Genomic DNA, 25,646 nt, shown 5'->3' with positions numbered 1-25,646 from the left:
CTGCGTCAGGCCTGGCCGGCCGGGGGCGCGCCCAGCTTGAACTGGTGCACCAGCTCGTCCAGGCGCGCCGAGAGCTGGGACATCTCCTTGCTCACCTGCGAAATGCGGGTGATGGACTGCGCCGTGTGCGAGCTGGCGGTGACGATTTCGCGCAGGGCGATCACGACCTGGCTGCTGGCCGTCTTCTGCTGCTGCGTGGACAGCGAGATCTGCTGCGCGGCGCTGCTCGTGTGGCTGGCGGCGCTCACGATGTCGTTGAGGCGCTCGGTGGCGTGGGCGCTCGCGCTCAGGCCCGCCGCAATGCCGGTGGCCCCCTTCTCGGAGGTGATCACCAGGCGCGCGATGGAGTCCTGGATCTCGCTGATCTTGGCCTCGATCTCGCGCGTGGAGTCGGTCACGCTGTCGGCCAGGCGGCGGATCTCGCCCGCCACCACGGAAAAGCGCTTGCCCGCCTCGCCCGCGCTGGACGCCTCCAGCGCGGCGTTGAAGGCGATGAGCTTGGTCTGGTCGGCCACGGTGTTGATGAGCTCCATCACCCGGCTGATCTGCTTGGACTTGGCGCCCAGAGCGACGATCTCCTGCAGGCTGTGCTGGTTGTCGTTGCGGATGTCGTTCATGCGCCCGAGCACGGTCTGCATGGCCTCGGAGCCCTTGCGCGAGCCCTCCAGCGTCTGGTTGGCGATGTCCACCACGGAGCGCGAGTGGTCGGCGATCTGCGTGGAGGACGCCGAGAGCTCCTCCATGGTCGTGGTGATCTCGGCCACGGAGGAGGACATCTGCGTGGACGTGGCCGCCTGCCCCTCGACGGCGCCGGTGATCTCCTGCGCCGCCGCATGCACGCGGGCCGCGTTGCCGCTGACCTCGGCGACCAGCGCGCGCAGCTTGTCCTGCATGGCACGCGTGGCGGCGGCCAGGTCGGCCACCTCGTCGACGCCGGGCACGGCGATGGTGCTCGACAGGTCGCCGCGCGCCACGTGTTCCACGCCCGTGGCCACGGTCTGCAGCCGGCCGATGATGTGGCGCGCCATCCACTGCGCCAACACCATGCCCAGCAGGATGGAGGCCACGCCCACGACCAGCGCCGTGGTGCGCGAGGCGTCCAGCGAGGACTGGAAGGCGCTGGCGTCCATGGCGATCTCGATGACGCCGATGGGCTTGCCGGAAAAGTCCTTCACGGCCGCGGCGTAGATGGCCAGGGGCTTGTCCTGGAGGCTGCGGTGGTCGAGCTGCGGCTCGCCCGCCATGGCCCGCGCGAGCGTGGCGCCATCGAGCAGCGGCTCCTTGCCGTAGGTGGCCGCCAGGGTCTTGAAGCCGTTGCTGGCCTTGTCGAGCAGGTGCAGGCCGGCGTCGACGCCGTTCTGCTGCTTGAAATGATCGAAGAACGGCTGGCCAAAGCCCATGCCGAACTCCACCGTTCCCAGGTGCTTGCCGTGGTGCTGCACGGGCACGATGCCGCGCGCGCCCAGCCCGGCGACGCCGCCCTCGAGCCCGCGCACCGGCTTTTGCGCCTGGTTGGCGGCCACCACGGTGAAGCGGAAGGACGAGAGATCGTCGCCAAACTTCTGCGGCATGTGCACGCGCAGCCAGGAGGTGGCCGGCGGCGTGTGGAACTGGAACTGCTCGACCCCGTAGTCCTGGGCCAGGGTCTTGAAGGCCGGCACGAACAGGTCCGCCAGGGCCTTGCGGTCGCCGCTGTCGAACTTCTCCTGCACCAGCGGCATCTGCGCCACCAGGGCGCTCAGCGCCTCGGCGGTGCGGTTTTCCGCGGCAATGGCGTTGTTGATGGCCTTGAGATGCGCGTCGAGCGCACTGCGCTCGGCGGAATGCACCAGGCGGGTCATGTTCGCCAGGTTGGTGAAGGTCAGGACCGCGCCCACGCCACCGATGGCGATGCCCATCACCACCATGATCTTGGCCCAGAGACGGAATTTGTGAAACATGTGCAAAACCTCAAGGGACAGCGGGCAGAACGCCAGGGCGCCCCGACTCGCGCGGGGCAGCCGCCACGGGCCCACGCAAGGCCCGCCAAAGCGCCGCAGTCTACCTTTTCGTGCCGGGCCCAGGCATGCCGGAAATCCCGCAGCCCGCGCAGCCGGGGCCGTGGCGGTACCATGTATAAAAACCCAGGTCAGTGCCCATGCTCCAGGCCCCGCCTGCCCCCTGTGCCACACTTCCTTCCCTATGGATCCCTCCCCCTGGGCCGATGAGGCCCTGCAGCAATTCGACGCTGTGGTGCAGGCCAGCGCCGGCTTTCGCCCGCGCGCAGGCCAGCGCAGCATGGCCGCACAGGTGGCGCGCACCTTCAGCCAGGCCACGCTGGGCAAGGCCGAGGGCAGCGAGGCGCCCGCGCGCGCCATCGCCGTGGTGCAGGCGGGCACGGGCGTGGGCAAGTCGCTGGCCTACAGCGTGCCCGCCATCGCCGTGGCGCTGGCACGCGGCACGCGCGTGCTGATCTCCACCGCCACGGTGGCGCTGCAGGAGCAACTGGTGCACAAGGACCTGCCCGCGCTGGCGCGGCACATGGCGCAGCCCTTTGCCTTTGCCCTGGCCAAGGGGCGCGGGCGCTATGTGTGCAAGCTCAAGCTCGAACGCCTGGCCAGCGGCGCGGCCCACGAGGACGAGGACATCCCCGACGACCTGCTCGCCCCCGAGGCCATGGACCAGCGCCAGGCGCAGCGCACGCCAGGCGCAGCGCCGCCAGGGCAGGCCGAGCGCATGCCGTTCTACATCCACCTGGCCGACGCCCTGGCCAGCGGCCAGTGGGATGGCGACCGCGACCAGTTGCCCAGCCCGCCCGAGCCCGAGCTCTGGAGCCCTGTGGCCGCCGACGCCCACACCTGCACGGGCAAGCACTGCCCCGTATTCCACCAGTGCAGCTATTTCGAGCGGCGCAAAGAGCTGGTCGCGGCGCAGGTCATCGTGGCCAACCACGATCTGCTGCTGTCGTCCCTGGGCGCGCGGCTGCTGCCCGAGCTGGACAACTGCCTGCTCGTGATCGACGAGGCGCACCACCTGCCGGCCACGGCGCTGGCGCAGTTCGGCTGCGAGATGGATTTGTCGCGCCTGGGCTGGATCGACAAGCTCGCCAGCCGCGCACTGCGCATCGGCCAGCTCATGGAGGTGGAGGCCATCGCCGACGTGCCGCAGCACGCGGCGCGCCTGCGCGCCGCGCTGCAGGACCTGGCGCGCCTGGTGCTGGACGTGTACGCCGAGCCGCTGCGCGCACCCGCGCCGGGCCGGGCGGCGCTGGCGGGCACGCCCACGCGCGTGCGCCTGCCCGAGGGGCGGCTGCCCGAGGCGCTGGGCGAACCGCTGGGCCAGGTCGCCCACCACGCGGGCGGCCTGCTGGAGGTGCTGCGCGCCATCGCCAAGGCGCTGCGCGCGGCCATGCGCGACACCCCGGCCGAGGCGCGCCGCCTCGCGCAGCTCTACGCCCAGGTGGGCGCGCTGGCGCCGCGCCTCGAAGGCGTGCACGCCTGCGCCCAGTTGCTGCTGCAGGACGCGCCCGCAGGCGCCGCCCCCGCGGCCAAGTGGTTCACGCTGGCGCTGGAGGGGGACTTCATCGTCCTGCGCGCGCACGCCAGCCCCGTGCTGCCCGGCAGCACGCTGCGCCAGCACCTGTGGTCGGCGGTGCGCGGCGCCGTGCTCACCTCGGCCACGCTCACGGGCTGCGGGCAGTTCGACTTCTTCCTGCGCGAAAGCGGCCTGCACGGCGACGAGGCCGTGACCACGCTGCAGGTGCCCAGCCCCTTCGACTACGCGCGCCAGGGCCAGCTGGTGGCCGTGCAGACGCGCGCCGACCCGCGCGATGCCACGGCCTACACGGCCGAGATGGCCGCGGCGCTGCTGGCCGACCTGGCGCAGGTGCCCGCCGGCGCGCTGGTGCTGTTCACCTCGCGCGAGCAGATGCGCCAGGCCGTGGACCTACTGCCCACCGCCCTGCGCGCCGTGGTGCTGGTGCAGAACCAGTGGCCGCGCCAGCAACTGCTGGCCCTGCACCGCGAGCGCGTGGCGCAGGGCCAGCCGTCCATCATCTTCGGCATGCAGTCCTTCGGCGAGGGGCTGGACCTGCCCGGGCGCCTGTGCGAATCGCTGTTCATCACCAAGCTGCCGTTTGCCCCGCCCGACGACCCGGTGGGCGAAGCGCGCGCCGAATGGCTGCGCGGCGCCGGGCGCGACCCGTTCAGCGAACTCGTGGTGCCCGCCACCGCCATGCGCCTGGCGCAGTGGGTGGGCCGTGCCATCCGCACCGAGGAGGACCAGGCGCATGTGTACTGCTACGACAAGCGCCTGGTGCGCACCGGCTACGGCCAGCGGCTGCTCGCGGGCCTGCCGCCCTTTGCGCTGCAGCAGCGCCAGGCGGGTGCATGAGTTGCTATTATTTAAATAGCTTATAGCGCTTGACTGGCAAGCGCTGCAGCCATTTTTGACCTTGAACATGTCCGCACCCATCGCCGTCATCGACTTCGAGACCACGGGCATGACCCCGGCCCAGGGGGCGCGCGCCACCGAGGTGGCCATCGTGCTGCTGCAGGACGGGCAGGTGGTGGACCGCTTCGCCAGCCTGATGCAGACGGGCGTGCGCATCGCCCCCTTCATCACGCGGCTCACCGGCATCACCAACGCCATGGTGGCCGCCGCGCCCCCCGCCGCCGCCGTGATGCAGGAGGCCGCACGCTTCGTCGGCCCGGCCCCCCTGGTGGCGCACAACGCGGCCTTCGACCGCAAGTTCTGGCAGTCCGAGCTGCACCATGCGGGCCTGCCGGCCCCGCAGCCCTTTGCCTGCACCGTGCTGCTGGCGCGCCGCCTCTACCCCGACGCCCCCAGCCACAAGCTGGGCGCGCTCATCGACCACCTGGGCCTGCCGCGCGCAGGCCGCGCGCACCGCGCCCTGGCCGACGCCGAAATGGCCGCCGCCCTGCTGGCGCGCATGCAGCACGACCTGCAGCAACGCTACGGCCTGCCCTGGCCCAGCCATGCCCTGCTCCAGCGCCTGCAGGCCTGCAAGCGCACGGCACTGGACCAGATGCTGGCATCGGCGTGGGCGCTGTGAAACTCCTTTTTTGATAGCTGCTTGCGCTTGACCAGCAAGCGCTGAAGGCCAAAACACCATGAATTCCACCGCCCCCGAGATCGGCCTGATCCACTGCGTACTGCGCGGCCAGGCCGTGCCCTGCACGCGCCCCGACGGCCGCCCCGGGGGCCTGAGCGCCATCGCCAAGCAGCCCGTGGCCGGGCCCGTGTGGGTGGGGCCCGAAGGCCTGGACGGCGACACGCAGGGCGACCGGCGCGTGCACGGCGGCCCCGACAAGGCCGTGCACCAGTACGCGCTGGAGCACTACGGCGCCTGGCGTGCCGAACTGGGCGCGCGGCCCGTGCTGGACGCGCCCGGCGCCTTTGGCGAGAACCTGGCCAGCACCGGCGTGACCGAGGCCACGCTGTGCTGGGGCGACCGCGTGCGCATCGGCAGCGTGCTGCTCGAGGTGGCGCAAAGCCGCCAGCCCTGCTGGAAGCTCAACCTGCGCTTCGGGCAGGCGGACATGGCACGGCGCCTGCAGGACAGCGGCCGCACCGGCTGGTACTGGCGCGTGCTGGAGCCCGGCCACCTGCAGGCGGGCGACGCCATGCGCCTGGTGGCGCGCCCGCACCCCGAATGGCCGCTGGCGCGCGTGATCGCGCTGCTCTACCAGCGCACGCTGGACCCGGACGCGCTGCGCGGCCTGGCCCGGCTGCACCTGCCGCCCTCGTGGCAGCGCATCGTGCAGGGGCGGCTCGAGCGCGCCCAGGTGGAGGACTGGAGCGCGCGCCTCGAGGGCTGACACAGGGTATTCCCGCCCCGCGCGGGCGGCAGATGTGCCTAGGATGCACCTGCCCGCCCCGCCAGAGACCACACACCATGCGCCTTGCCCGCCGACTGACTACCCTCGCCCTCCTGCTGTGCAGCGCCGCCGCCGCGGCCCAGGCCCAGACCGCCGCCGCGCAAGAGCCGCGCCAGGCCGTGTCGTTCCAGGCCGCCACGCTGACCGAAGCCGGCACGCGCATCCAGGGCGAGCTCACCCTGCCGGGCGGCGGGGAAGGCCGCCGGCTGCCGGCGGTGGTGGTCATCCACAGCGCCGGGGGCTTTGAGGACCCGACCCGCCAGCCCTATGTGCAGGCGCTGAACCAGGCCGGCATCGCCACCCTGGAGCTGAACCTCTTTGCGCGCGGCAACCGCCCCAAGACCTCGCGCATGAACCTGCCGCACACCTTCGGCGCCCTGGCCTATCTGGCCCAGCATCCGCGCATCGACCCCGCCCGCATCGGCATCCTGGGCTTCTCGCACGGCGGCATGCTCGCGCTGTTCGCGGCGTCCAAAGAGCTGAACCAGGCATATACCGGCGGCCAGCAGCAATTTGCCGCGCATCTGGCGCTGTACCCGGTGTGCTGGGCCCATCTGGCGTCCATCGAGGGGCGCAACGCCGTGTACCCCCGGACCGTGTACGGCGCGCTGACCGGCGCCCCCGTGCACATCCTGGCCGCCGAGAACGATGCCTACGACGCCCCCGACACCTGCCAGAAATTCATTGCCGCACTGCCGCCCGAGTCCCAGGACCGGGTCGGGCTGACCATGTACGCCCAAGCCACCCACGGCTGGGACACCCTGCAGGACAAGCACTACCACGATCCGGCCGCCGCCCAGGGGCGCGGCGCCCAGGTGCCGCATCTGCGCAGCGCCGCCGCGGCCGCGCAGTCGCTGGACTTTGCCCGGCAGTTCTTCACCCGCACGCTCGCCGCCCCCTGAGCCCCGGCGGCGCGCGCGGGCCGCTCCCGTGGGCCGCGGCCGGGCCTTGGGATAAGCTCACGGCCATGCCGCCTCCCGCCCCCCCGACCGCCTCGCAGCGCGAGCGCCGCCGCCTGCTGGCGCTGACACCGGCGCTGCTGCTGGCCGCCTGCAGCAGCGCGCCCCCGCAGCGCAGCACCGGCACCCCGTGGCCGCCGCTGCCGTCGCGCCTGACGCACGAGCAGGCGAGCGACATCGCCATCCACGCCCTGGGCCTGGTGGGCACACCCTACCGCTACGGCGGCAACACGCCCGAGGGCGGCTTCGACTGCAGCGGCCTGATCGGCTATGTGTACAGGAGCCGCGCTGGCGTGGCGCCGCCGCGCACCGTGGCGCAGTTGAGCGACTTCGGCCAGCCCATCGAGGACGGCGAGCTGCGCAGCGGCGACCTGGTGGTGTTCGGCGGCCGGCGGCCCACGCATGCCGGCATCTACGTGGGGCAGGGGCGCTTCGTGCACGCGCCGTCCACGGGCGGCGAGGTGCGGCTGGACCGCCTCGACGGCCCCTACTGGTCGCGCCAGGCGGTGGCCTTCCGCCGCCCCTGAAATAGCGCGCCGCCGGGCGCAGTGCGCAGCGCGCGACAATGGCGGCCATGACGACCCTGCACGCCCACCGCCCGGCCACGCCGCTTTCCACGCACGACCGCACGCGCATCGACGACCTGCGCATCAAGGCCGTGCGCCCGCTCATCACCCCCGCCATCCTCGAGGAATGGCTGCCCGCCCCGGCGGCGGCGCAGCAGCTCGTGGAGACGAGCCGCGCGGCGATCTCGCGCGTGCTGCACGGGCAGGACGACCGGCTCATCGCCGTCGTCGGGCCCTGCTCCATCCACGACCACGGCCAGGCCATGGAGTACGCGCGCCTGCTCAAGGAGCAGGCCGAGGCCCTGCAGGGCGAGCTGCTCATCGTCATGCGCGTGTACTTCGAGAAGCCGCGCACCACCGTGGGCTGGAAGGGGTTCATCAACGACCCGCACATGGACGGCAGCTTCGCCATCAACGAGGGGCTGGAGATGGCGCGCGCGCTGGTGCTCGACGTGCTGGCGCTGGGCCTGCCCGTGGGCACCGAGTTCCTCGACCTGCTCTCGCCGCAGTACATCAGCGACCTGGTGAGCTGGGGCGCCATCGGCGCGCGCACCACCGAGAGCCAGAGCCACCGCCAGCTCGCCAGCGGCCTGTCGTGCCCCGTGGGCTTCAAGAACGGCACGGACGGCGGCGTGAAGGTGGCGAGCGACGCCATCCTGGCGGCGCAATCCGAGCACGCCTTCATGGGCATGACCAAGATGGGCCAGGCGGCGATTTTCGAGACGCGCGGCAACCAGGACTGCCACGTCATCCTGCGCGGCGGCAAGCAGCCCAACTACAGCGCGGCCGACGTGCAGGCCGCCTGCGAGATGCTGCACAAGGCGGGCCTGCGCGCGCAGGTGATGATCGACCTCTCGCACGCCAACAGCAGCAAGCAGCACCGGCGCCAGATCGACGTGGCGCACGACGTGGCCGCGCAGATCGCCGCGGGCGATGCGCGCATCACCGGCGTGATGATCGAAAGCCACCTGGAGGAAGGCCGCCAGGACATCGTGCCCGGCCAGGCGCTGGCGCACGGTGTGTCGGTGACCGACGCCTGCATCAGCTTTGCCCAGACCGTGCCCGTGCTGCAGGCGCTGGCGCAGGCCGTGCGCCAGCGCCGCGGCCGGGGTTGAAAGCCACCGGCCTTGGCACGGCCGCGGGGAAACCGTTAGCATGGCAGCACACTGAGCACCCCGCCGCCATGCGTTTGCCCGACCGCACCGTACCCCCTGCCCGCCAGCGCCGCTGCGGCCCGTGCGCCGGGCACACCTTGCTGCCAGACTGACCATGGCCGCCGCGCACGTGCACGCCGGAGCAGCGGTTGCGGGAGCAGGCCCCGCACCCGAAGACACCGCCGAAGCCCGTGCCCATGCCGAGCTGACCGAGGTGCAGCAGCGCATCGCCGCGCTGGACCTCACGCTGGCCCAGGTGCTGCAGCAGGGGTCCGAATCGGCGCTGCGCATCTGCCAGGCCAGCGGCGTGCTGCTGGAGATGCTCGAAGGCGATGCCCTGGTGGCCCGCGCCGCCGCAGGCCAGGCGGTGCGCAGCCCCGGCAGCGTGCTGCCCGTGCACGACAGCCTGCTGTGGCCGCAACTGCGCCAGGGCCAGTCCGTGTTGTGCAACGACACCCAGGCCCAGGGCTGGGACATGGGCCCCGCCTACCAGCGCCAGGAGGTGCGCGCCGTGCTGGCCGTGCCCATGCAGGCCGACGGGCGCGTGATCGGCACCATCAAGGCCACGAGCGCGCAGGCCGGCGCCTTTGGCACGCGCCACGCGGCGCACCTGCAAATCCTCGCGCAGTCCCTGGGTGCCATGCTGCGCCTGCGCCAGGTGGCCGCGCAGCTGCAGCAGTCCGAGCAGCAGTACCGGCTGCTGTTCGACTCCCACCCCCAGCCCATGTGGGTGTATGCCCAGGACGCATCGCTGCGCTTTCTCGCCGTGAACCAGGCCATGCAGGCCCTGTACGGCTACAGCGAGCAGGAGCTGCTCGCCATGGGCATGGACGATTTGTGGCTGCCCGAGGAGCGCGCCGCCCTGCGCGAGAAGGTGCTGGCACCCGCCGCCGACACCTGCGCCGAGCTGCTGGTGCGCCGCCACCGCTGCCGCGACGGCACGGTGCGCGAGATGGAGATCCGGGCGCACAGCATCGACTTCGGCGGCCGGCCCGCGCGCCAGGCCATGGGCACGGACGTCACCGAGCGCCAGCGCACCCAGCGCGAGCTCCAGCGCCTGGCGCGCGCGCAGCGCATGCTCGGCAGTTGCAGCGAGGCGCTGGTGCGCGCCAGCGCCGAGCAGACGCTGCTGCAGGCCATCTGCACGCTGGTGGTGGACGTGGGCGGCTACCGCCTCGCCTGGGCCGGCTTTGCCCAGGACGACGCGCCGCACAGCATACGCATCGCCGCCCGCGCCGGGCAGGACGGGGAATTCATCGACCAGCTCGACCTCTCCTGGTCCGCCGCCGACCCGCGCGGCCAGGGCCCCGAGGGGCAGACCGTGCGCAGCGGCCGCAGCACCATCGTGCCCGACCTGCGCGCCGTGCCCGCGCCCGGCACCTGGGCCGGCCACATCGCCGGGCGCGGCCTGCGCGGGCTCGTCACCCTGCCGCTGCGCACCGAGGGTCGCTGCTTCGGCCTGCTGCAGCTGTACGCCACCGAGGTGCTGCACCTGGGCGCGGAGGAGGAAAAGCTCCTGCAGCAACTGGCCGACGACCTGGCCTACGGCATCGTGGGCCTGCGCGCGCGCCGCGAGCAGCAGCGCCTGCAGGCCTCGGTGCTCAAGATGGCTGCAGCCGTCTCGGCGGCCACGGGGGCCGAGTTCTTCGAACAACTGGCGCGCAACATGAGCGAGGCGCTGGGCGCGCAGACGGGCTGCGTGGCGCGCCTCGTTCCCGCGCCGCAGGGCAGCAGCGGGCCGCTGGCGCAGGCGCTGGCGGTGGTGAGCGATGGCCGCCTGCTCGACGGGAACGAGATGTACCCGCTCGAAGGCACGCCCAGCATCGAGCTGCTGCACCAGCGCCAGTTCGTGGTCAGCGCCGGCCTGGCCGAGCACTACCCGCAGGCGCCCGTGGTGCAGCAACTGCAGGCCCAGGCCTATGCCGGCCTGCAACTGAGCAACAGCGCGGGCCAGCCCATAGGCATGGTGTTCGTGCTGTTCCGCCAGCCGCTCGAGCAGGTGGACTTCGTGACCACCACGCTGCAGATCTTCGCCGCCCGCGCCTCGGCCGAAATCGAGCGCCAGACCACCGACCAGCGCCTGCGGCACCAGGCCTCGCTGCTGGACAAGGCGCAGGACGCCATCGTCGAGCGCGACCTGCAGCAGCGCATCATCTACTGGAACCAGGGCGCCGAGCGCCTGTACGGCTGGAGCGCCGCCCAGGCCCTGGGACAGGACGCCGGCACGCTGCTGCACCTGGACGCGGCCGCCTTCGAGCGCGCCAACGCCGCCGTGCGCTCGCACGGCGAGTGGTCCGGCGAGATCGGCCAGCGCCACCGCCAGGGCCACGCCATCGACACCGAAGGGCGCTGGACCCTGGTGCTCGACGCGCGCGGCCAGCCCGAGTCCATCCTGGAGATCAATACCGACATCCGCCAGCGCAAGGCCAAGGACCGCGAGATCCAGCGCCTGGCCTTCTATGACACCCTCACCGGCCTGCCCAACCGCATGCTGCTGCTCGAACGCATGCGCCACGCCCTGGCCAACGCCCAGCGCCGCCGCCAGGGCGGGGCGCTGCTCTACATCGACCTGGACAATTTCAAGACGCTCAACGACACCCTGGGGCACGACAAGGGCGACCTGCTGCTGCAGGAGGTGGCGCGGCGCCTCAACGCCTGCGTGCGCAGCGTGGACACGGTGGCGCGCCTGGGCGGCGACGAGTTCGTCGTCATGCTCGAAGGCCTGGGGCCGGACGCCCAGTCCCTGGCCGTGGACGCTCGCACCGTGGGCGAGAAGGTGCTGGCCGAACTCTCGCAGCCCTATGCGCTCGCCGGCTACCACTACCGCAGCACGCCCAGCATAGGCATCGCTCCCTTCCAGGGCACGGAGACCAGCGTGCTGGAGCTGCTCAAGCAGGCCGACCTGGCCATGTACCAGGCCAAGTCGGCGGGACGCAGCACGCTGCGCTTTTTCGATCCGCAGATGCAGGCCGTGGTGACGGCACGCGCGGCGCTCGAAGCCGACCTGCGCCAGGCCGTGGCGCACGGGCAACTGGGGCTGCACCTGCAGCCGCAGGTGGACCGGCACGCGCGCATCCTGGGCTGCGAGGCCCTGGTGCGCTGGAGCCACCCGGGGCGCGGCATGGTCTCGCCGGCGCAGTTCATCCCCGTGGCCGAGGAAACCGGCCTCATCCTGCCCCTGGGCCGCTGGGTGCTGCACTCGGCCTGCAAGCTGCTGGGCCGCTGGAAGGACGACCCGCGCCTGGCCCACCTGACCATGGCGGTCAACGTGAGCCCGCGCCAGTTCCACCACGAGGGTTTCGTGGACGACGTGGCGCGCTCGCTGGCCGTGAACGAGGCGCCGGCCGAACGCCTCAAGCTGGAGCTGACCGAGAACCTCATGGTGCAGGACGTGGACCAGGCCATCGCCACCATGGAGGCGCTGCGCCGCCTGGGGGTGCGCTTCTCGCTCGACGACTTCGGCACCGGCTACTCCAGCCTGAGCTACCTCAAGCGCATGCCGCTGGACCAGATCAAGATCGACCAGAGCTTTGTGCGCGACCTGTTCTCCGACCCCAGCGACGAGGCCATCATCCACACCATCCTCGCCCTGGGCCAGAGCCTGGGCCTGGAAGTGATCGCTGAAGGCGTGGAGACCACCGACCAGCATCTGCTGCTGGTGCAGGCCGGGTGCCCGGCGTTCCAGGGCTACCTGTTCGGCAGGCCCCTGCCGGCAGAGCAGTTCGAGCGCCTGCTGCACCACTGAGGGCGCGGGCGCGCCTCAGAAATGCCGCGCGTAGCGCAATTGCAGGAAGTTCTGGCCGGGATTGGGCTTCTTGACGCCCCCGTTGGAGCTGTGCTGCAGGCGCAGTTGCCATTCGTGCTCGCGCTGCGCGCCGTGCTCGAAGCCCAGCGCCAGGTGCGAGGCGAAATTGAGCCGCGTGGACATGTCCATGAAACGCGGCTGCGCATAGTTCAGGCCGGTGCCGGCCTCGACGAACCAGGGCGCGCTGCCCTGCTGGGCGCGCCACTGCAGCGCCGCGCCCACGCCCAGCACATTGCTGTGCAGGCGCTGCGCGGGCAGGCGCGCCGACCACTGGCCCAGGTACAGATCCCAATGGCCGCGCAGCGCGCCGCTGCCCAGGGCCTGGCTCCAGCCCTGCCAGGGCAGGGTGGCGCCGAGGATCCAGCCCTGCCGGTCCGCGCGCGCCTCGCCCCACTGGACGTAGACCGCAGGGCGGGGCGGCGGCTCCTGGGCCACGGCGGCGGCGCTGGCCAGCACCCCCAGGCACAGGGCCGCACGCGCGGCAAAAACGGGGGACGCACCGAACGAACGGCGCGGGAACAAGGGCGCAGCAGCAGGCATGGTGGACGGATGCCATGAAGGCATGGGTGGCAGCCCGGCAAGTGTAAACCTGCCAGGACAGCGCTGCGCCGCCCCGGTGCGGGCTCAATCCATCATGCGGCCGCCATGGTGCCGGCCGTGGCGGCCCTTGCCATCACCGGGGCGCGGGCGCCAGGCGTCCATGCGCTGCTGCTGCTCAGGGCTGAGCGCAGCGTACAAGGCCTTGGTGGCGTCGCCCCGGCGGTCCATCTCGGCGTTGCGCTGCGTGCGCAGGGCGCGCATGCGGTCGATGCGCTCGGGGGTACTCAGGCGCTTCCAGGCCTCACGGTCCTGCGGCCCGGGGCGTGCCGGCGGCTGCATGGCCTGGGCAAAGGCCTGCCAGGCACCCTCTTGTTCGGGCGTGATGCGCAGGGTTTCCTTGAGGCGGGCCAGGCGATCGGCATGGCGTTGCTGCATGCGCTCGGGCGCCTGCGCGCGCGCGCCGGGCCCCGGGCCTGCAGCCGGCGCGGCGGCCGGCAACGGCGCTGGGGAGGGGGGCACAGTTTGCGCCAGCACGGGCAGGCTGAGCGCGGCGGCCAGGGCGCTGGCCAGGGCAATGCGGCGGGACAGGGGGGACATGGCGGTTTCCTTTCCAAGAGGTCGTGCACCCCGGTGGGTGCATGGCTGCCACTGTGCGCCGAGCATGTAAGGCGCGCATGGTGTTTTGCTGAGCCTGTGTAAAGTTCCTTGCACTGCCGTTCGCAAAGTAATCGGTCAAATCGGGTTTCAAGGCCTGTTTGACAAGCGTCGGCAGCTATATTTTTAATAGCAATCGTCCGGCACCCGCGGGTGCCCGGCACAGCTTCGGAAAGGTTTGCGTGTTCAAGAACATGATCGTGTACCGCATCGCGCCGCAATGGCGGATCGGACTGGAGGAACTGGAAGCGGCCTTGCAGAAGGCGCCCTTTGACGCTTGCGGCGCGACGCAAGAGCGCGCGGTGGGCTTTGTGCCGCCGCGCGGCGAGGCGCATGGCCCCCTGGCCGAAAGCGTGGGCGGGCAGTGGGTCTTGCGCTTCATGGTCGAGGCCAAGGTGCTGCCCGGCAGCGTGCTGGCGCGCAAGGTGCAGGAAAAGGTGGACCAGATCGAGCGCGAGACCGGCCGCAAGCCCGGCAAGAAGGAAAAGCGCGACCTCAAGGACGAAGCCCGGCTGGACCTGCTGCCCATGGCCTTCACCAAGATGGGGTCGATGTGGGTGTGGATAGACCCGCAGGCGCACACCCTGGTGCTGGACACCGGCAGCCAGGCCCGTGCCGACGAGGTGGTGAGCCAGCTCGTCGAGCTACTGCCCGCCGGCTTTGCCGTGGCACTGCTGCACACCCACACCTCGCCGCAAACGGCCATGGCGCACTGGCTCAAGGAGCAGGACCCGCCGGCAGGCTTCACGGTGGACCGCGAATGCGAACTCAAGAGCCCCGATGAAACCAAGGCCGTGGTGCGCTATGCGCGCCACCCGCTGGACATCGAGGAGGTGCAGCAGCACATCGCTGCCGGCAAGCTGCCCACGCGCCTGGCGCTGACCTGGGACGAGCGCGTCTCCTTCGTGCTCACCGAAGGCCTGCAGCTCAAGAAGATCGCCTTCCTCGACGCGGTGTTCGAGGGCCAGGCGCAGGACGAAGGCGGTTTTGACGCCGACGTGGCCATCGCCACGGGCGAACTTGCCCGGCTGATCCCGGACCTGATCGAGGCCCTGGACGGCGAAGCCGAGGGTGGCGCCACGCCCCCGGCAGCCCGCGCGCGCTCCGCCAGCGTGACCGGGCCTGCCCAGGCCCCGGCGGACACCGACCCGGCCAGCGCGCCGTTCTGACGCCCGCCCCCTTTTTTTTCTCCTCCCGCCCCGCGCACGCCCTTTTTGGGGCGCCGCGGGGTTTTTTTTTTGCGGGCCCATGCCTGGGGCGCTGCGCTCTCTATGTATTCCTGTATTGCTATATCTTTCAATAGTGGTAGTAGTAGGCATGGCCCTGTTCTGTGGACAAGCGGCTTTTGTACTTGTCAATCAATGGCTTGCGTACCGCGCAGCCATGGGGACAGGGGGCCGCGCAGCGCCGCCCCGATTGGGGACAAATGGCGCCTAGCCCCCGCGCCTGTGGACAAGATGCGGCTTGTGCCAGCACTCTGCCCAGACTTGTCCACAGCCCCGGAGGATCGGGACCACGCGCAGGCCGCGCGCAGGCCGCACAATGCGGGTTTGCGTTTTGCGAGAGGCCTTTCCGTGACCGATACCGCCCGCCCCCCTTTGCCCGACCGCCTGGCCGTGGACCCGCGCAGCCCCCACCATGTGGCTGCGGTGTTCCAGCAGGACGCCGGCATCGGCATCCTCTTCAATGGCAAGGAGCGCTCCGACGTGGAGGAATACTGCGTGAGCGAGGGCTGGATCAAGGTGCCCGCGGGCAAGACGCTGGACCGCAAGGGGCGGCCCCTGCTGATCACCCTCAAGGGCAGCGTGCAGGCCTTCTACCGCTAGCCCCGGAGATCCCATGCCGCAGTACTCCACGCTCCAGATCGAGGCCGACGCCCGCCACCCGCGCATTGCGCGCCTGCTGCTCAACCGGCCCGAGCGGCTCAACGCCATCAACAACGAGACGCCGCGCGAGATCCGCCAGGCCGTGGAATGGGCGCAGGACAACCCCGCCATCCACGTCATCGTGGTCGAGGGCGCGGGCAAGGGGTTCTGCGGCGGCTACGACCTGGCCGACACCGCCGCGCAGGAGATCGAGCACCCCTGCCAGCAGGAGAAGTACCCCTGGGACCCCATGGAGGACTACGCCTTCATGAAGCGCAACACCGAGGACTTCATGAGCCTGTGGCGCTGCAGCAAGCCCACCATCGCCAAGGTGCATGGCGCCGCCGTGGCCGGCGGCAGCGATATTGCGCTGTGCTGCGACCTGCTGGTGATGGCCAAGGACGCGCGCATAGGCTACATGCCCACGCGCGTGTGGGGCTGCCCCACCACGGCCATGTGGGCACAGCGCCTGGGCCCACTGCGTGCCAAGCAGTTGATGTTCACGGGCGACGTGATCTCGGGCGCGCAGGCGGCCGAGTGGGGCCTGGCCAACTGTGCGGTGGACGAGGCCGAGCTGGAAGCAACCACGATGCAACTGGCCACCCGCATTGCCGGCGTGCCGCGCGGCCACCTGGCCATGCACAAGCTGGTGGTGAACCAGTTCATGCTGAACGCGGGCCTGGAGCAGGGCCAGATGCTGGCCACGGTGTTCGACGGCATCACGCGCCACAACCCCGAGGGCCTGTGGTTCCGCCGCTATGCGCAGACCGAGGGCTTCAAGGCGGCGGTGCAGTGGCGCGATTCCGGGCGGCCGATTCCCGAAGGCGACGAGGCGCGTGCCGAGATCGCGCGCATGGAGGAAGCCCTGCGCCGCCAGGGGCAGGGCGGCTGAGCCGCGTGGTCAGCGCCCCAGCAGCGAGCGCGCCACCAGCTCCTTCATGATCTCCGAGGTGCCGCCGTAGATGCGCAGCACGCGTGCGTCGGTCCAGAAGCGCGCGATCGGGTATTCGGCCATGTAGCCGTAGCCGCCGAAGAGCTGCAGGCAGGCGTCGGCCACGCGGCCGAAGACCTCGGTGGTGTGCAGCTTCAAGGCGCTCACGGCCTCGGGCGTGAGTGCGCCGCGCTCGTAGGCGGCCACGCTCATCGCGAGGAAGGCCTCGGCGGCGGCGATGTCGCTGGCGCACTGCGCCAGCGTGAAGCGCGTGTTCTGGAACTGGGCGATGGCCTGGCCGAAGGCCTGGCGCTCCTGCACGTACTTGAGTGTGGCGTCCAGCGCACCCTGGGCGCCGTACACCGCCTGCACGCCGATGATGAGGCGCTCGCGCGGCAGCTCGCGCATCATCTGCACGAAGCCCTGGCCTTCCACGCCGCCGAGCAGGGCATCCTGCGGCACGTGCAGGTCGTTGAAGAACAGCTCGGAGGTGTCGCCCGCGTGCTGGCCGATCTTCTCCAGGTTCTGGCCGCGCGTGAAGCCGGGGCTCTTCGTATCGACCAGGAACAGGCTCACGCCCTTGGCGCCCGCCGCCGGGTCGGTCTTGGCGGCGAGCACCAGCAGGTCGCAGTGCTGGCCGTTGCTGATGAAGATCTTGCTGCCGTTGATGACGTAGCCATCCCCGTCGCGTTTGGCCGTGGTGCGGATGGCTTTCAGGTCACTGCCCGCGCCGGGCTCGGTCATGCCGATGGCAGCCACGGCCTCGCCGCTGGCCATGCGCGGCAGCCAGTACTGGCGCTGAGCCTCGGTGCCGCAGTGCAGCAGGTAGGGCGGGATGATGTCGTTGTGCACCTGCAGCCCGCCGACGAAGCCGCCGTAGCCGCGGCGCGAGAGCACCTGCACCACGGCGAACGAGAAATGCACGCTGGCCCCCGGGCCGCCGTATTCCTCGGGCACGTCGGCGCAGAGGTAGCCGTTCTCGCCCATCCTGCGGAACAGCTCGCGGCTCACCAGGCCGGCCTTTTCCCAGTCGCGGTAGTGGGGCTCGATCTCGGTGTCGCAAAAGCGCTCCAGCGACGCGGTGAAGAGCTGCAGTTCGGCCTGCTGCTCGGCCGTGAGGAGGGTGTTGGGGAGCATGGTTGCTATGGAATAAGGAGCTTCCAGCGCTTGATGGACAAGCGCTGGAGGCCTAAAAGGCTTAAACCCGTTCGAAGATGGCGGCAATCCCTTGGCCGCCGCCAATGCACATGGTCACCAGGGCATAGCGCCCGCCCGTGCGGTGCAGCTCGGCAATCGCCTTGGTGGTGATGATGGCGCCCGTGGCGCCCACGGGGTGGCCCAGCGAGATGCCCGAGCCGTTGGGGTTGACCTTGGCGGGGTCAAAGCCCAGCTCCTGGGCCACGGCGCAGGCCTGGGCGGCAAAGGCTTCGTTGGCCTCGATCACGTCCATGTCGCTGACCTTGAGGCCCGTGCGCGCCAGCACCTTCTGCGTGGCGGGCACGGGGCCGATGCCCATGTAGGCCGGCTCCACGCCCGCGTGCGCGTAGCCCACCAGGCGCGCCAGGGGCTTGAGGCCCAGGGCGGCCACGCGGTCGCCGCCGGCCAGCACCACGGCAGCGGCGCCGTCGTTGATGCCCGAGGCGTTGCCGGCGGTCACGGTGCCGCCTTCCTTCTTGAATGCGGGCTTCATGCCGGCCAGCACCTCCAGCGTGGTGGCGGCGCGCACATGCTCGTCTTCCTGGAACAGCACGGTGCCCTTGCGCGTCTGGATCTCGACGGGGACGATCTGCTCCTTGAAGTAGCCGGCGGCGATGGCGGCAGCGGCGCGCTGCTGGCTGGTCAGGGCGAGCTGGTCCTGCATCTCGCGCGAGATCTTGTAGCGCTCGGCCACGTTCTCGGCGGTGATGCCCATGTGCATCTTCTGCCAGGGGTCGTGCAGGATGCCCAGCATGTAGTCGATGCTCTTGGCGTCGCCCATGCGTGCGCCCCAGCGGGCGGCCTGGTCGAAGTAGGGGCCGCGGCTCATGCTCTCGCTGCCGCCGCCGATGGCCACGTCGCAGTCGCCGAGCTGGATGGCCTGCGCGGCCGAGACGATGGCCTGCAGGCCCGAGCCGCACAGGCGGTTGACGTTGAAGGCGGGCGTTTCGATGGGGCAGCCGGCGTCGATGGCGGCCACGCGCGAGAGGTAGGCGTCCTTGGTGTCGGTGGGAATGACGTTGCCCATGACCACATGGCCCACGGCGTCGGGCGCGATGCCGGCGCGCGCGATGGCGGCCTTGACGGCGGTGGTGGCGAGCTGGGTGTTGGGCACGTCTTTCAGGCTGCCGCCGAAGGTGCCGATGGCAGTGCGGGCGGTGCTGACGACGAAGACGTCACGGTGGGACATGGGAGAACTCCTGTATTTCAATGGAAAAGCGCCTCGATTTCGGCCGCATAGGTCTTGTAGATGCTGGCGCGGCGCACCTTCATGGTAGCGGTGACCTCGCCGTCGTCGTGATCGAGTTCCTTGGTGAGCAGGTGGAATTTGCGGATCTGCGCCACCTGGGCGAGCTTGGCGTTGCCTGCGGCGATCTCGCCGTCGATGAGCTGGCGCACCTCGGGCGTCTCCACCAGCGAGCGGAAATGCGTGAACGCGATGCGCCGCGCCTCGGCCCATTTGCCCACGGTCTCCATGTCGATCATCACCAGCGCGGCGACGTACTTGCGCCCGTCGGCGACGATGATGCACTCCTTGATGAAGGGGCTGGCCTTCATGGTGTTCTCGATCTCGGACGGCGTGAGGTTCTTGCCGCCGGCGGTGATCATGATGTCCTTCAAGCGGTCCACGATCTTGATCTGGCCCTGCTCCTCGCGCACCACGTCGCCCGTGTGCAGCCAACCGTCGACGATGCTTTGCGCCGTGGCCTCGGGGTTCTTGTAGTAGCCGGCGAACACCATGTCGCCGCGGATCTGGAATTCGCCGTTCTCGGCAATGCGGTACTGCACGCCTGCGGTCACGGGGCCCACGGTGCCGATGACCACGTGGTCGAGCCGGTGGCCGGTGACCATGCCGGTGGACTCGGTCAGTCCGTAGACCTCGATCAGCGGCACGCCCAGGGTGCGGAAGAAGCGCACCACGTCGGGCGCGATGGGTGCGGCACCGGTGAGCGCGACCTGGGCCGCGCGCAGGCCGATGAAGTTCTGCAGCGCGCGCAGCACCAGCCAGTAGTACGCGCCGTGGCGCAGGCGCTCGGTCACGGTCCATTGGCTGCGCGGCTTCTCGGCCAGCGGGGCGCAGGCGGCCAGGGCGTGCGCGTAGAGCGCGCGGCGCAAGCGTCCGGTCTCCTGCATCTTGATGGTGATGGCGGAGTGGAGCTTCTCCCAGATGCGCGGCACGCCCAGGAACATGGTGGGCGCCACTTCGCGCAGATCCTCCTGCACGGTGCGTATGGATTCGCCGAAGTTGACCGTGGAACCCAGGTACAGGGGCACGAAGGTGGTGAGCATCTGCTCGGCCACGTGGCACAGGGGCAGGTAGGACAGGTGGGAGGTGTGCGGCCCGAGTTCCAGCCGCTCGACGATGCCGGGCACCACGCCGCGGATGTTGCGGTAGGAGATCATGGCGCCCTTGGGTTTGCCCGTGGAGCCCGAGGTGTAGATCATCAGGCCGATGTCGTCCAGGCGCTGGCGCGCCAGGCAGCCGTCGATGCGTGCCGGATCGTGCTGCTGGCGGCCCAGTGTCTCGACCTCATCGAAGGTGGCGATCAGGGCGCGCTGCGCAGGCGTGAAGCTGCGCAGGCCCTTGGATTCCATGACGATGATTTTTTTCAGGTGCGGGAGCTGGTCCAGCGCGGCCAGCACCTTGTCGGTCTGCTCCTGGTCCTCGCAGACCATGATGGAGATGTCGGCATGGCCCACCACGTAGGCCACTTCGGCCGTGGGGCTGGTGGGGTAGACGCCCACGGTGATGCCGCCCACCAGGCCCGCGCCCATTTGCGCCAGCACCCATTCGATGCGGTTCTCGGCGATCACGCCCACGTGGCCGCCCTCGGGCAGGCCCAGTTGCAGCAGGCCCTGGCCGAAATGCGCGGCGCGCTCGTAGTACTGCGCCCAGGTGAAGGGCTTCCAGATGCCGAAGTCCTTCTGCCGGATGGCGATGCGCGCAGCGTCCTGGCGTGCGCGCTCGCGCAGCATCTGGGGCAGGGTGAGTTCGGGGAGATTCATGACAGCCATCTTTTGCGGCGCTTGTAGTGCTTGATGTCCTTGAAGCTCTTCGCTTCGCCACCGCCGGCCAGTCCCAGGTAGAACTCGCGCACGTCGGGGTCGCTCGCCAGGCGCTCGGCCGTGCCGTCGATGACGATCTTGCCGTTCTCCATGATGTAGCCGCTGTGCGCCACGGCCAGGGCCACGGTGGCGTTCTGCTCCACCAGCAGCATGGAGGTGCCGCGTTCGGCGTTGATGCGCGCGATGATGCCGAAGATGTCTTCGGTGAGCTTGGGCGAGAGGCCCAGCGAGGGCTCGTCGAGCAGCATGAGCTGGGGCTGGGCGATGAGGGCGCGGCCGATGGCCAGCATCTGCTGCTCGCCGCCCGAGAGGTAGCCCGCCAGGCCCTTGCGCCGCTCGAACAGGCGCGGAAAGTACCCGTACACCAGGTCGAAGTCCGGCGGGGCCGCGCCCGGGCGGCCGGTGAGCGCGTAGGTCGAGGCGATGAGGTTTTCCTCCACCGTCAGGTCCTCGAACACGCGCCGCCCCTCCATCACGTGCGAGAGGCCGCGGCGCACGAGCTGCTGCGGCGCGATGGCCGCGGTGCCCTGGCCGTTGAAGCGGATGCTGCCCGAGGCCAGCAGCCCGTCCTCGAGCGTGAGCAGGTTGGAGATGGCCTTGAGCGTGGTGCTCTTGCCCGCGCCGTTGCTGCCCAGCAGCGCCACGATCTGGCCGCGCGGCACGGCCAGCGACAGGCCGCGCAGGGCCTGCACGACCTTGTTGTAGATGACCTCGATGTTGTTGACTTCGAGGATGGGGGCGGGGGGCGCTGTGGTCATGGCATCGGGGCGGGGAGGCGCGTAGTCATTTTTTGATAGCGCTTGCCGCTGGATGGAAGGCTTTTCAATAAGAAAAACGGTTTGAATGTGTTTTCCATCCAGCGCGAGCAGCTATCAAAAACAGAGCGTCTTCAGGGTCAGAGCTTGATCCAGTCGGACGCAGCCACCATTTTTTGCGCCTTCATGTCGGCCTTGTACACGCGGCCCACGGGGATGGAGTTGCCGCTGATGGTGATGGGCACGCCGATCAGGCCGCCGGTGTCGAAGTCCTTCAGGCTGTTGAGCGCGGCCTTGAGGTTGTCGCCGGTGAGCGGCTTGTTGCCGTCCAGGCAGCGCTTGGCCGACTCCAGGAACAGCATGGCCGCCAGGAAGCCTTGCATGTAGGCCGTGCTCTGGTACTCCGGGCGCAGGGCGCGGATCTTCTCCAGCATGGGCGCCTTTTCCGTGTCGTAGTAGTAGCGGTAGGGCATGACGCCCATGAAGCCGTCGCCGTCGGGCCCCATCTTCATGACGGTGGAGCTGTCCATGGTCCAGAAGGTGCCCATCCACTTGCTGGTCATGCCCTGCTGCTTGCCCTGGGTGATGAACTCGGGGATGGGCGCGAGGATGTAGCCGTGGAAGATGGTGTAGTCGGGCGCGGCGCGGCGCAGCTTGATGACTTCGGTGGAGACATCCACGCTGCCCGCGGGCGTCATGATCTTGATGGGCACGGACAGGCCCAGCTTCTTGGCCAGGGCCTCGCTGGAGTCGATGGGGTCGCGGCCGAATTCGGAGTCCGAGTACACGAAGGCCACCTTGGCGCCCGGCTTTTCCTTGGCGATGTGCTTGAGCAGGATGCCGAACATCTCGGTGTAGTCCGGGCCCACGAGGAACTGGTGCGGGTACTTCTTGGGGTCGTTGAGCTCGGTGGCGAAGGAGGCGCCGGCCATGAGGATGTTGCCGTTCCTCTCCAGCTCGGGGTTGATGGTCTTGGCGAAGCCGGTGGAGTCGCCGTAGTAGACGTTGACCTTGTTCTGGCTGGTGATCTTCTTGAACGCGGCCACCGACACGTCCACCTTGTAGCCCGTGTCCTCGGGCACGTACTTGACCTTGCGGCCCTTGATGCCGCCGGCGTCGTTGACGATCTTCACGTAGTCCTGGATGCCGGCGTTGATGCCCACGCCGGCGAAGGCGAACACGCCCGTCATGGGGATGGAGCCGCCGATGACGATCTCCTCGGCGCCCTGGGCGAGCACTGCGAGCGGGTGCGTGAGCGCTGCGCTGCCGGCGGCAGCGGCGGCGCCCAGCATGAGGCTGCGGCGCCGGGTGGATGCGGGTTGCTGTGCCATGTCTCTGTCTCCTTGTTGACGGGGTTAATTGCGGAAAGGCCACAGGTGGAAGAAGCGGCGCGTGCGCCGCCACATTTCTGCGAGCCCCAGCGGCTCGAACACCAGAAAACCGATGATGAGTGCGCCAAACACGATCAGGCGCACGGGCGAGAGGAAGACGGTGAGCTCGGTGCCGCCGGGCAGCCAGTCGAACACCAGCTTGAGCAGCTCGGGCACCATGGTCATGAACACCGCGCCCAGGATGCCGCCCAGGATGGAGCCCATGCCGCCCACGATGATGGCCGCCAGGAAGAAGATGGACAGGGACAGCGGAAAGCTCTCGGGCGTGACCACGCGGAAGAAGTAGGCCCACAGCCCCCCGGCAATGCCGGCGTAGAACGACGACAGGCCGAAGGACAGCAGCTTGTAGCGCAGCAGGGGAATGCCCAGCACCTCGGCGGAGATGTCGCGGTCGCGGATGGCGATGAAGGCGCGGCCGATGCGCGTGCGAAACAGGTTGGCCGCGCCCAGCAGCATGAGCACCGTCACGGGCAGGATGAGCCAGTACAGGCGGAACGAGGTGTCCAGGTCCAGCCCGAACAACCGCGCCGGCGGCAGCGACAGCCCGGCCGTGCCGCCGGTGATCTGGAAGTTGGCGAACAGGAAGTGCGCGATGAACGAGGCCGCGATGGTGGCGATCGCCAGGTACAGCCCCTTGACGCGCAGCGAGGGAATGCCCACCACGATGCCGCCCAGCATGGCCACCACGCCGCCGGCCAGCAGGTTCAGCAGGAAGGGCGTGCCGTAGCGCGTCTGCAGGATGGCCACTGTGTACGCGCCCAGGCCCATGAAGGCGGCCTGGCCCAGGCTCACCAGGCCCGTGTAGCCGGTGAGGATGTTCAGGCCCGTGGCACTGGCCACGTTGATGGCCACCAGGCAGGCCAGGTAGAGCCAGTAGTCGCTGGCGATGAAGGGAAACAGCAGCAGCAGTGCGGCGGCAATGGCCAGCCAGGCATGCTGGGTGCGCGAGTCAAACAGCGCGGCGTCGGCGACGTAGCTTTCCTTGAGGGTTCCGATGCGCATGGTGGTGGGGCCCTTACAGTCTTTCGATTTCGTGTGTGCCGAACAGGCCATAGGGCCGCGCCATGAGGATGACGACCAGCACCACGAAGGTGGCGAGCAGCTTGTATTCGCCGCCCAGATAGGCGCCGGCCAGCGCCTCGACCAGGCCGATGAGCACGCCGCCCACCAGCGCGCCGAGCACGCTGTCCAGGCCGCCCACGATCACCACCACCAGCACCGAGAGGCCGAACACGCCCATGCTCGACGAGATGCCGCCGATGGAGCCGACGATGATCCCGGAGATGGCCGCCAGCATGGCGCTGGCCACCCAGGCGAGCGAGAACACGCGCGGCACGTTGATGCCCACCGAATACGCCGCCCCCTGGTCGCTGGCCGTGGCGCGCAGGGCCACGCCGCCGCGCCAGTAGCGGAACACCAGCAGCACCGCGGCGATGAACACCGTGGCCACCACGGCGCCCCAGAAGACCTTGGGCGCGAGGAAGGCGTCGCCGATCATGATGGGCTGCGTGGGCATGAAGTCGGGCAGGCGGCGCTGGTCGGCGCTCCAGATCACCTCCACCAGGCCCACCAGCACCGAACCCAGGCCCACGGTGACCATGAACACGGAGATCGGCGGCTCGCCCAGCAGCGGGCGGATCATGCTGCGCTCGATGACCGCGCCCAGCAGGCCGCAGGCCAGCACGGCGGCGGGGATGGCGAGCCACAGCGGCAGCGCCCACATGGCGGCGAAGGTGAAGAACAGGTAGCCCCCGGCCATGAGCATCTCGCCGATGGCGATGTTGACCACGCGCGTGGCCTTGTAGACCATGACGAAGGCGAGCGCCGCGAGCGCGTACAGGCCGCCGCTGGCGATGCCGGTGAGGCTGATCTCGAACAGGTAGGCCCAATCCATCATGCCGCCACCTTGGTGCTGGGTTGTGCGCCGCGCGCTGCCGCCTGCAGCTTGGCGCGCAGTTCATGGACGTTGCCCGAGCCCAGGTAGGCACGGCTGACCTCGGGGTTGGCCTGCACCACGGCGGGCACGCCCTGGGCGATGACCTGGCCGAAGTTGAGCACCACCACGTGGTCCGACAGGTCCATCACCATGCCCATGTCGTGCTCCACCATCAGCACCGTCACGCCCCATTCGGCGCGCACGTCGAGGATGAAGCGCGCCATGTCCTCCGTCTCCTCGCGGTTCATGCCGGCCACGGGCTCGTCGAGCATCAGGATCTCGGGCTGCATGGCCAGGGCGCGCGCCATTTCCACGCGCTTTTGCAGGCCGTAGGACAGGGCCGAGACGGGTGCGTGGCGGATGTGGTCGATTTCCAGGAAGTCGATGATGCGCTCCTCGATGTCGCGGCGCAGCTCGGCTTCCTCGCGGCGCGCGCGGCCCCAGTAGAGCAGCGCGTCGAGCACGTTGGTTCGCAGGTGCGCGTGGCGGCCGAGCTTGATGTTGTCGAGCACCGTCATGCCGCGGAACAGGGCGATGTTCTGGAAGCTCCGCCCCAGGCCCATGCGGGCGCGCTGCGGCGCGGGGATGCGCGTGATCTCCTGGCCGCGCAGGCGGATGCTGCCCTCGGTGGGCCGGTAAAAGCCCGAGATGGTGTTGAACAGCGAGGTCTTGCCCGCGCCATTGGGGCCGATGACGGCGGTGATGGAGCCCGCCTGCACGTCAAAGCCCACTTGCGTGAGCGCCTTGACGCCGCCGAACGCGAGCGTCACGCCATCGACCTGCAGCAGGGGGGCAGCGCCGGGGCTGCCAGGGGGGTGTGTCGCCATCGCTGTTTCCGGCTCTCTACGGGTTTGTGCGCACCTGGAAAAATCTACTTTTGCGTAGACTGTTTACTCGTGAGTAGATTCTGGACGGCAAAATCCCTCTCTTGCATCGGTGTTTTCCCGG

General features: G+C 69.8%; 21 protein-coding genes. 10 read left to right on the top strand and 11 right to left on the bottom strand.

Annotated elements, in window-relative coordinates; genetic code table 11:
* Positions 1–5: 5 nt before the first annotated feature.
* On the bottom strand, positions 6–1,940 hold the full coding sequence (locus CGR01S_RS02675) for a methyl-accepting chemotaxis protein (RefSeq protein ID WP_042422111.1): 1,935 nt from the start codon (positions 1,938–1,940) through the stop codon (positions 6–8).
* 241 nt (positions 1,941–2,181) lie between these two features.
* On the opposite strand from CGR01S_RS02675, the gene dinG reads away from it, so the two are divergent.
* The 7 genes from dinG (at position 2,182) to CGR01S_RS02640 (ending at position 12,303) form a co-directional block, all read left to right on the top strand.
* Complete coding sequence (gene dinG, locus CGR01S_RS02670; RefSeq protein ID WP_042422109.1) at positions 2,182–4,371, top strand: ATP-dependent DNA helicase DinG; 2,190 nt, start codon at positions 2,182–2,184, stop codon at positions 4,369–4,371.
* 67 nt (positions 4,372–4,438) lie between these two features.
* On the top strand, positions 4,439–5,053 hold the full coding sequence (locus tag CGR01S_RS02665) for a 3'-5' exonuclease (protein ID WP_042422107.1): 615 nt from the start codon (positions 4,439–4,441) through the stop codon (positions 5,051–5,053).
* Positions 5,054–5,111: 58 nt separating this feature from the next.
* Positions 5,112–5,819 carry an MOSC domain-containing protein gene (locus CGR01S_RS02660; RefSeq protein ID WP_042422105.1) on the top strand — a complete coding sequence of 236 codons (708 nt, stop codon included), beginning with the start codon at positions 5,112–5,114 and terminating at the stop codon, positions 5,817–5,819.
* Positions 5,820–5,896: 77 nt separating this feature from the next.
* Positions 5,897–6,781 (top strand): dienelactone hydrolase family protein, encoded by an 885-nt coding sequence (locus CGR01S_RS16115; protein WP_052382483.1) that lies wholly within the window; start codon positions 5,897–5,899, stop codon positions 6,779–6,781.
* Between the two features lie 65 nt (positions 6,782–6,846).
* Positions 6,847–7,365, top strand: coding sequence for a C40 family peptidase (locus CGR01S_RS02650; protein WP_042422103.1), 519 nt, complete (start codon positions 6,847–6,849; stop codon positions 7,363–7,365).
* Between the two features lie 38 nt (positions 7,366–7,403).
* Entirely contained in the window at positions 7,404–8,519 is a 1,116-nt protein-coding gene (locus CGR01S_RS02645; protein ID WP_439644717.1) for a 3-deoxy-7-phosphoheptulonate synthase, read from the top strand.
* 154 nt (positions 8,520–8,673) lie between these two features.
* On the top strand, positions 8,674–12,303 hold the full coding sequence (locus CGR01S_RS02640) for an EAL domain-containing protein (RefSeq protein WP_042422101.1): 3,630 nt from the start codon (positions 8,674–8,676) through the stop codon (positions 12,301–12,303).
* A gap of 15 nt (positions 12,304–12,318) precedes the next feature.
* On the opposite strand, the gene CGR01S_RS02635 is transcribed toward CGR01S_RS02640, so the two are convergent.
* Both CGR01S_RS02635 and CGR01S_RS02630 read right to left on the bottom strand, forming a co-directional pair.
* A complete protein-coding gene (locus CGR01S_RS02635) occupies positions 12,319–12,927 on the bottom strand; it encodes an acyloxyacyl hydrolase (protein WP_156967487.1) in 609 nt (202 codons plus the stop codon).
* A 60-nt stretch (positions 12,928–12,987) separates the two neighbouring features.
* Positions 12,988–13,500, bottom strand: a complete 513-nt coding sequence (locus CGR01S_RS02630) for a Spy/CpxP family protein refolding chaperone (protein WP_042422097.1) — start codon at positions 13,498–13,500, stop codon at positions 12,988–12,990.
* Between the two features lie 239 nt (positions 13,501–13,739).
* Here CGR01S_RS02630 and CGR01S_RS02625 point away from each other — a divergent pair, with 239 nt between their 5' ends.
* From CGR01S_RS02625 to CGR01S_RS02615, 3 genes are all read left to right on the top strand, one after another.
* The gene (locus CGR01S_RS02625) at positions 13,740–14,726 is read left to right on the top strand and encodes a recombination-associated protein RdgC (protein WP_042422096.1); all 987 of its coding nucleotides are present in this window, start codon (positions 13,740–13,742) and stop codon (positions 14,724–14,726) included.
* A 405-nt stretch (positions 14,727–15,131) separates the two neighbouring features.
* Positions 15,132–15,383, top strand: a complete 252-nt coding sequence (locus tag CGR01S_RS02620; RefSeq protein WP_042422094.1) for a DUF3297 family protein — start codon at positions 15,132–15,134, stop codon at positions 15,381–15,383.
* A gap of 13 nt (positions 15,384–15,396) precedes the next feature.
* The gene (locus tag CGR01S_RS02615; protein ID WP_042422093.1) at positions 15,397–16,314 is read left to right on the top strand and encodes a crotonase/enoyl-CoA hydratase family protein; all 918 of its coding nucleotides are present in this window, start codon (positions 15,397–15,399) and stop codon (positions 16,312–16,314) included.
* Between the two features lie 9 nt (positions 16,315–16,323).
* Here the strand turns inward: CGR01S_RS02615 and CGR01S_RS02610 are convergent, their stop codons facing one another.
* The 8 genes from CGR01S_RS02610 to CGR01S_RS02575 all read right to left on the bottom strand — a co-directional run bounded on the left by CGR01S_RS02610 (position 16,324) and on the right by CGR01S_RS02575 (position 25,525).
* Positions 16,324–17,490 (bottom strand): acyl-CoA dehydrogenase family protein, encoded by a 1,167-nt coding sequence (locus CGR01S_RS02610; protein ID WP_042422091.1) that lies wholly within the window; start codon positions 17,488–17,490, stop codon positions 16,324–16,326.
* Between the two features lie 61 nt (positions 17,491–17,551).
* Positions 17,552–18,739 (bottom strand): acetyl-CoA C-acyltransferase family protein, encoded by a 1,188-nt coding sequence (locus tag CGR01S_RS02605; RefSeq protein ID WP_042422089.1) that lies wholly within the window; start codon positions 18,737–18,739, stop codon positions 17,552–17,554.
* 17 nt (positions 18,740–18,756) lie between these two features.
* Positions 18,757–20,556: an AMP-dependent synthetase/ligase gene (locus tag CGR01S_RS02600; protein ID WP_174435680.1), complete on the bottom strand. Its 1,800-nt coding sequence runs from the start codon at positions 20,554–20,556 to the stop codon at positions 18,757–18,759.
* Positions 20,553–21,374 carry an ABC transporter ATP-binding protein gene (locus CGR01S_RS02595; protein ID WP_042422085.1) on the bottom strand — a complete coding sequence of 274 codons (822 nt, stop codon included), beginning with the start codon at positions 21,372–21,374 and terminating at the stop codon, positions 20,553–20,555. The genes CGR01S_RS02600 and CGR01S_RS02595 overlap by 4 nt, the downstream gene beginning before the upstream one ends.
* 137 nt (positions 21,375–21,511) lie before the next feature.
* Entirely contained in the window at positions 21,512–22,702 is a 1,191-nt protein-coding gene (locus CGR01S_RS02590; protein ID WP_042422083.1) for an ABC transporter substrate-binding protein, read from the bottom strand.
* Between the two features lie 24 nt (positions 22,703–22,726).
* Positions 22,727–23,764: a branched-chain amino acid ABC transporter permease gene (locus CGR01S_RS02585; protein WP_042422081.1), complete on the bottom strand. Its 1,038-nt coding sequence runs from the start codon at positions 23,762–23,764 to the stop codon at positions 22,727–22,729.
* A gap of 13 nt (positions 23,765–23,777) precedes the next feature.
* The gene (locus CGR01S_RS02580; protein WP_084690530.1) at positions 23,778–24,659 is read right to left on the bottom strand and encodes a branched-chain amino acid ABC transporter permease; all 882 of its coding nucleotides are present in this window, start codon (positions 24,657–24,659) and stop codon (positions 23,778–23,780) included.
* Complete coding sequence (locus CGR01S_RS02575) at positions 24,656–25,525, bottom strand: ABC transporter ATP-binding protein (RefSeq protein WP_042422076.1); 870 nt, start codon at positions 25,523–25,525, stop codon at positions 24,656–24,658. Before CGR01S_RS02575 ends, CGR01S_RS02580 begins: the two co-directional genes overlap by 4 nt.
* Positions 25,526–25,646 lie beyond the last annotated feature (121 nt).

The sequence above is a fragment of the Comamonas granuli NBRC 101663 genome, assembly GCF_000739995.1.
GTDB lineage: Bacteria > Pseudomonadota > Gammaproteobacteria > Burkholderiales > Burkholderiaceae_C > Simplicispira > Simplicispira granuli.
The sequence above is the reverse complement of the archived record's forward strand: the minus strand, read 5'-3'. Positions and strand labels throughout refer to the sequence as shown.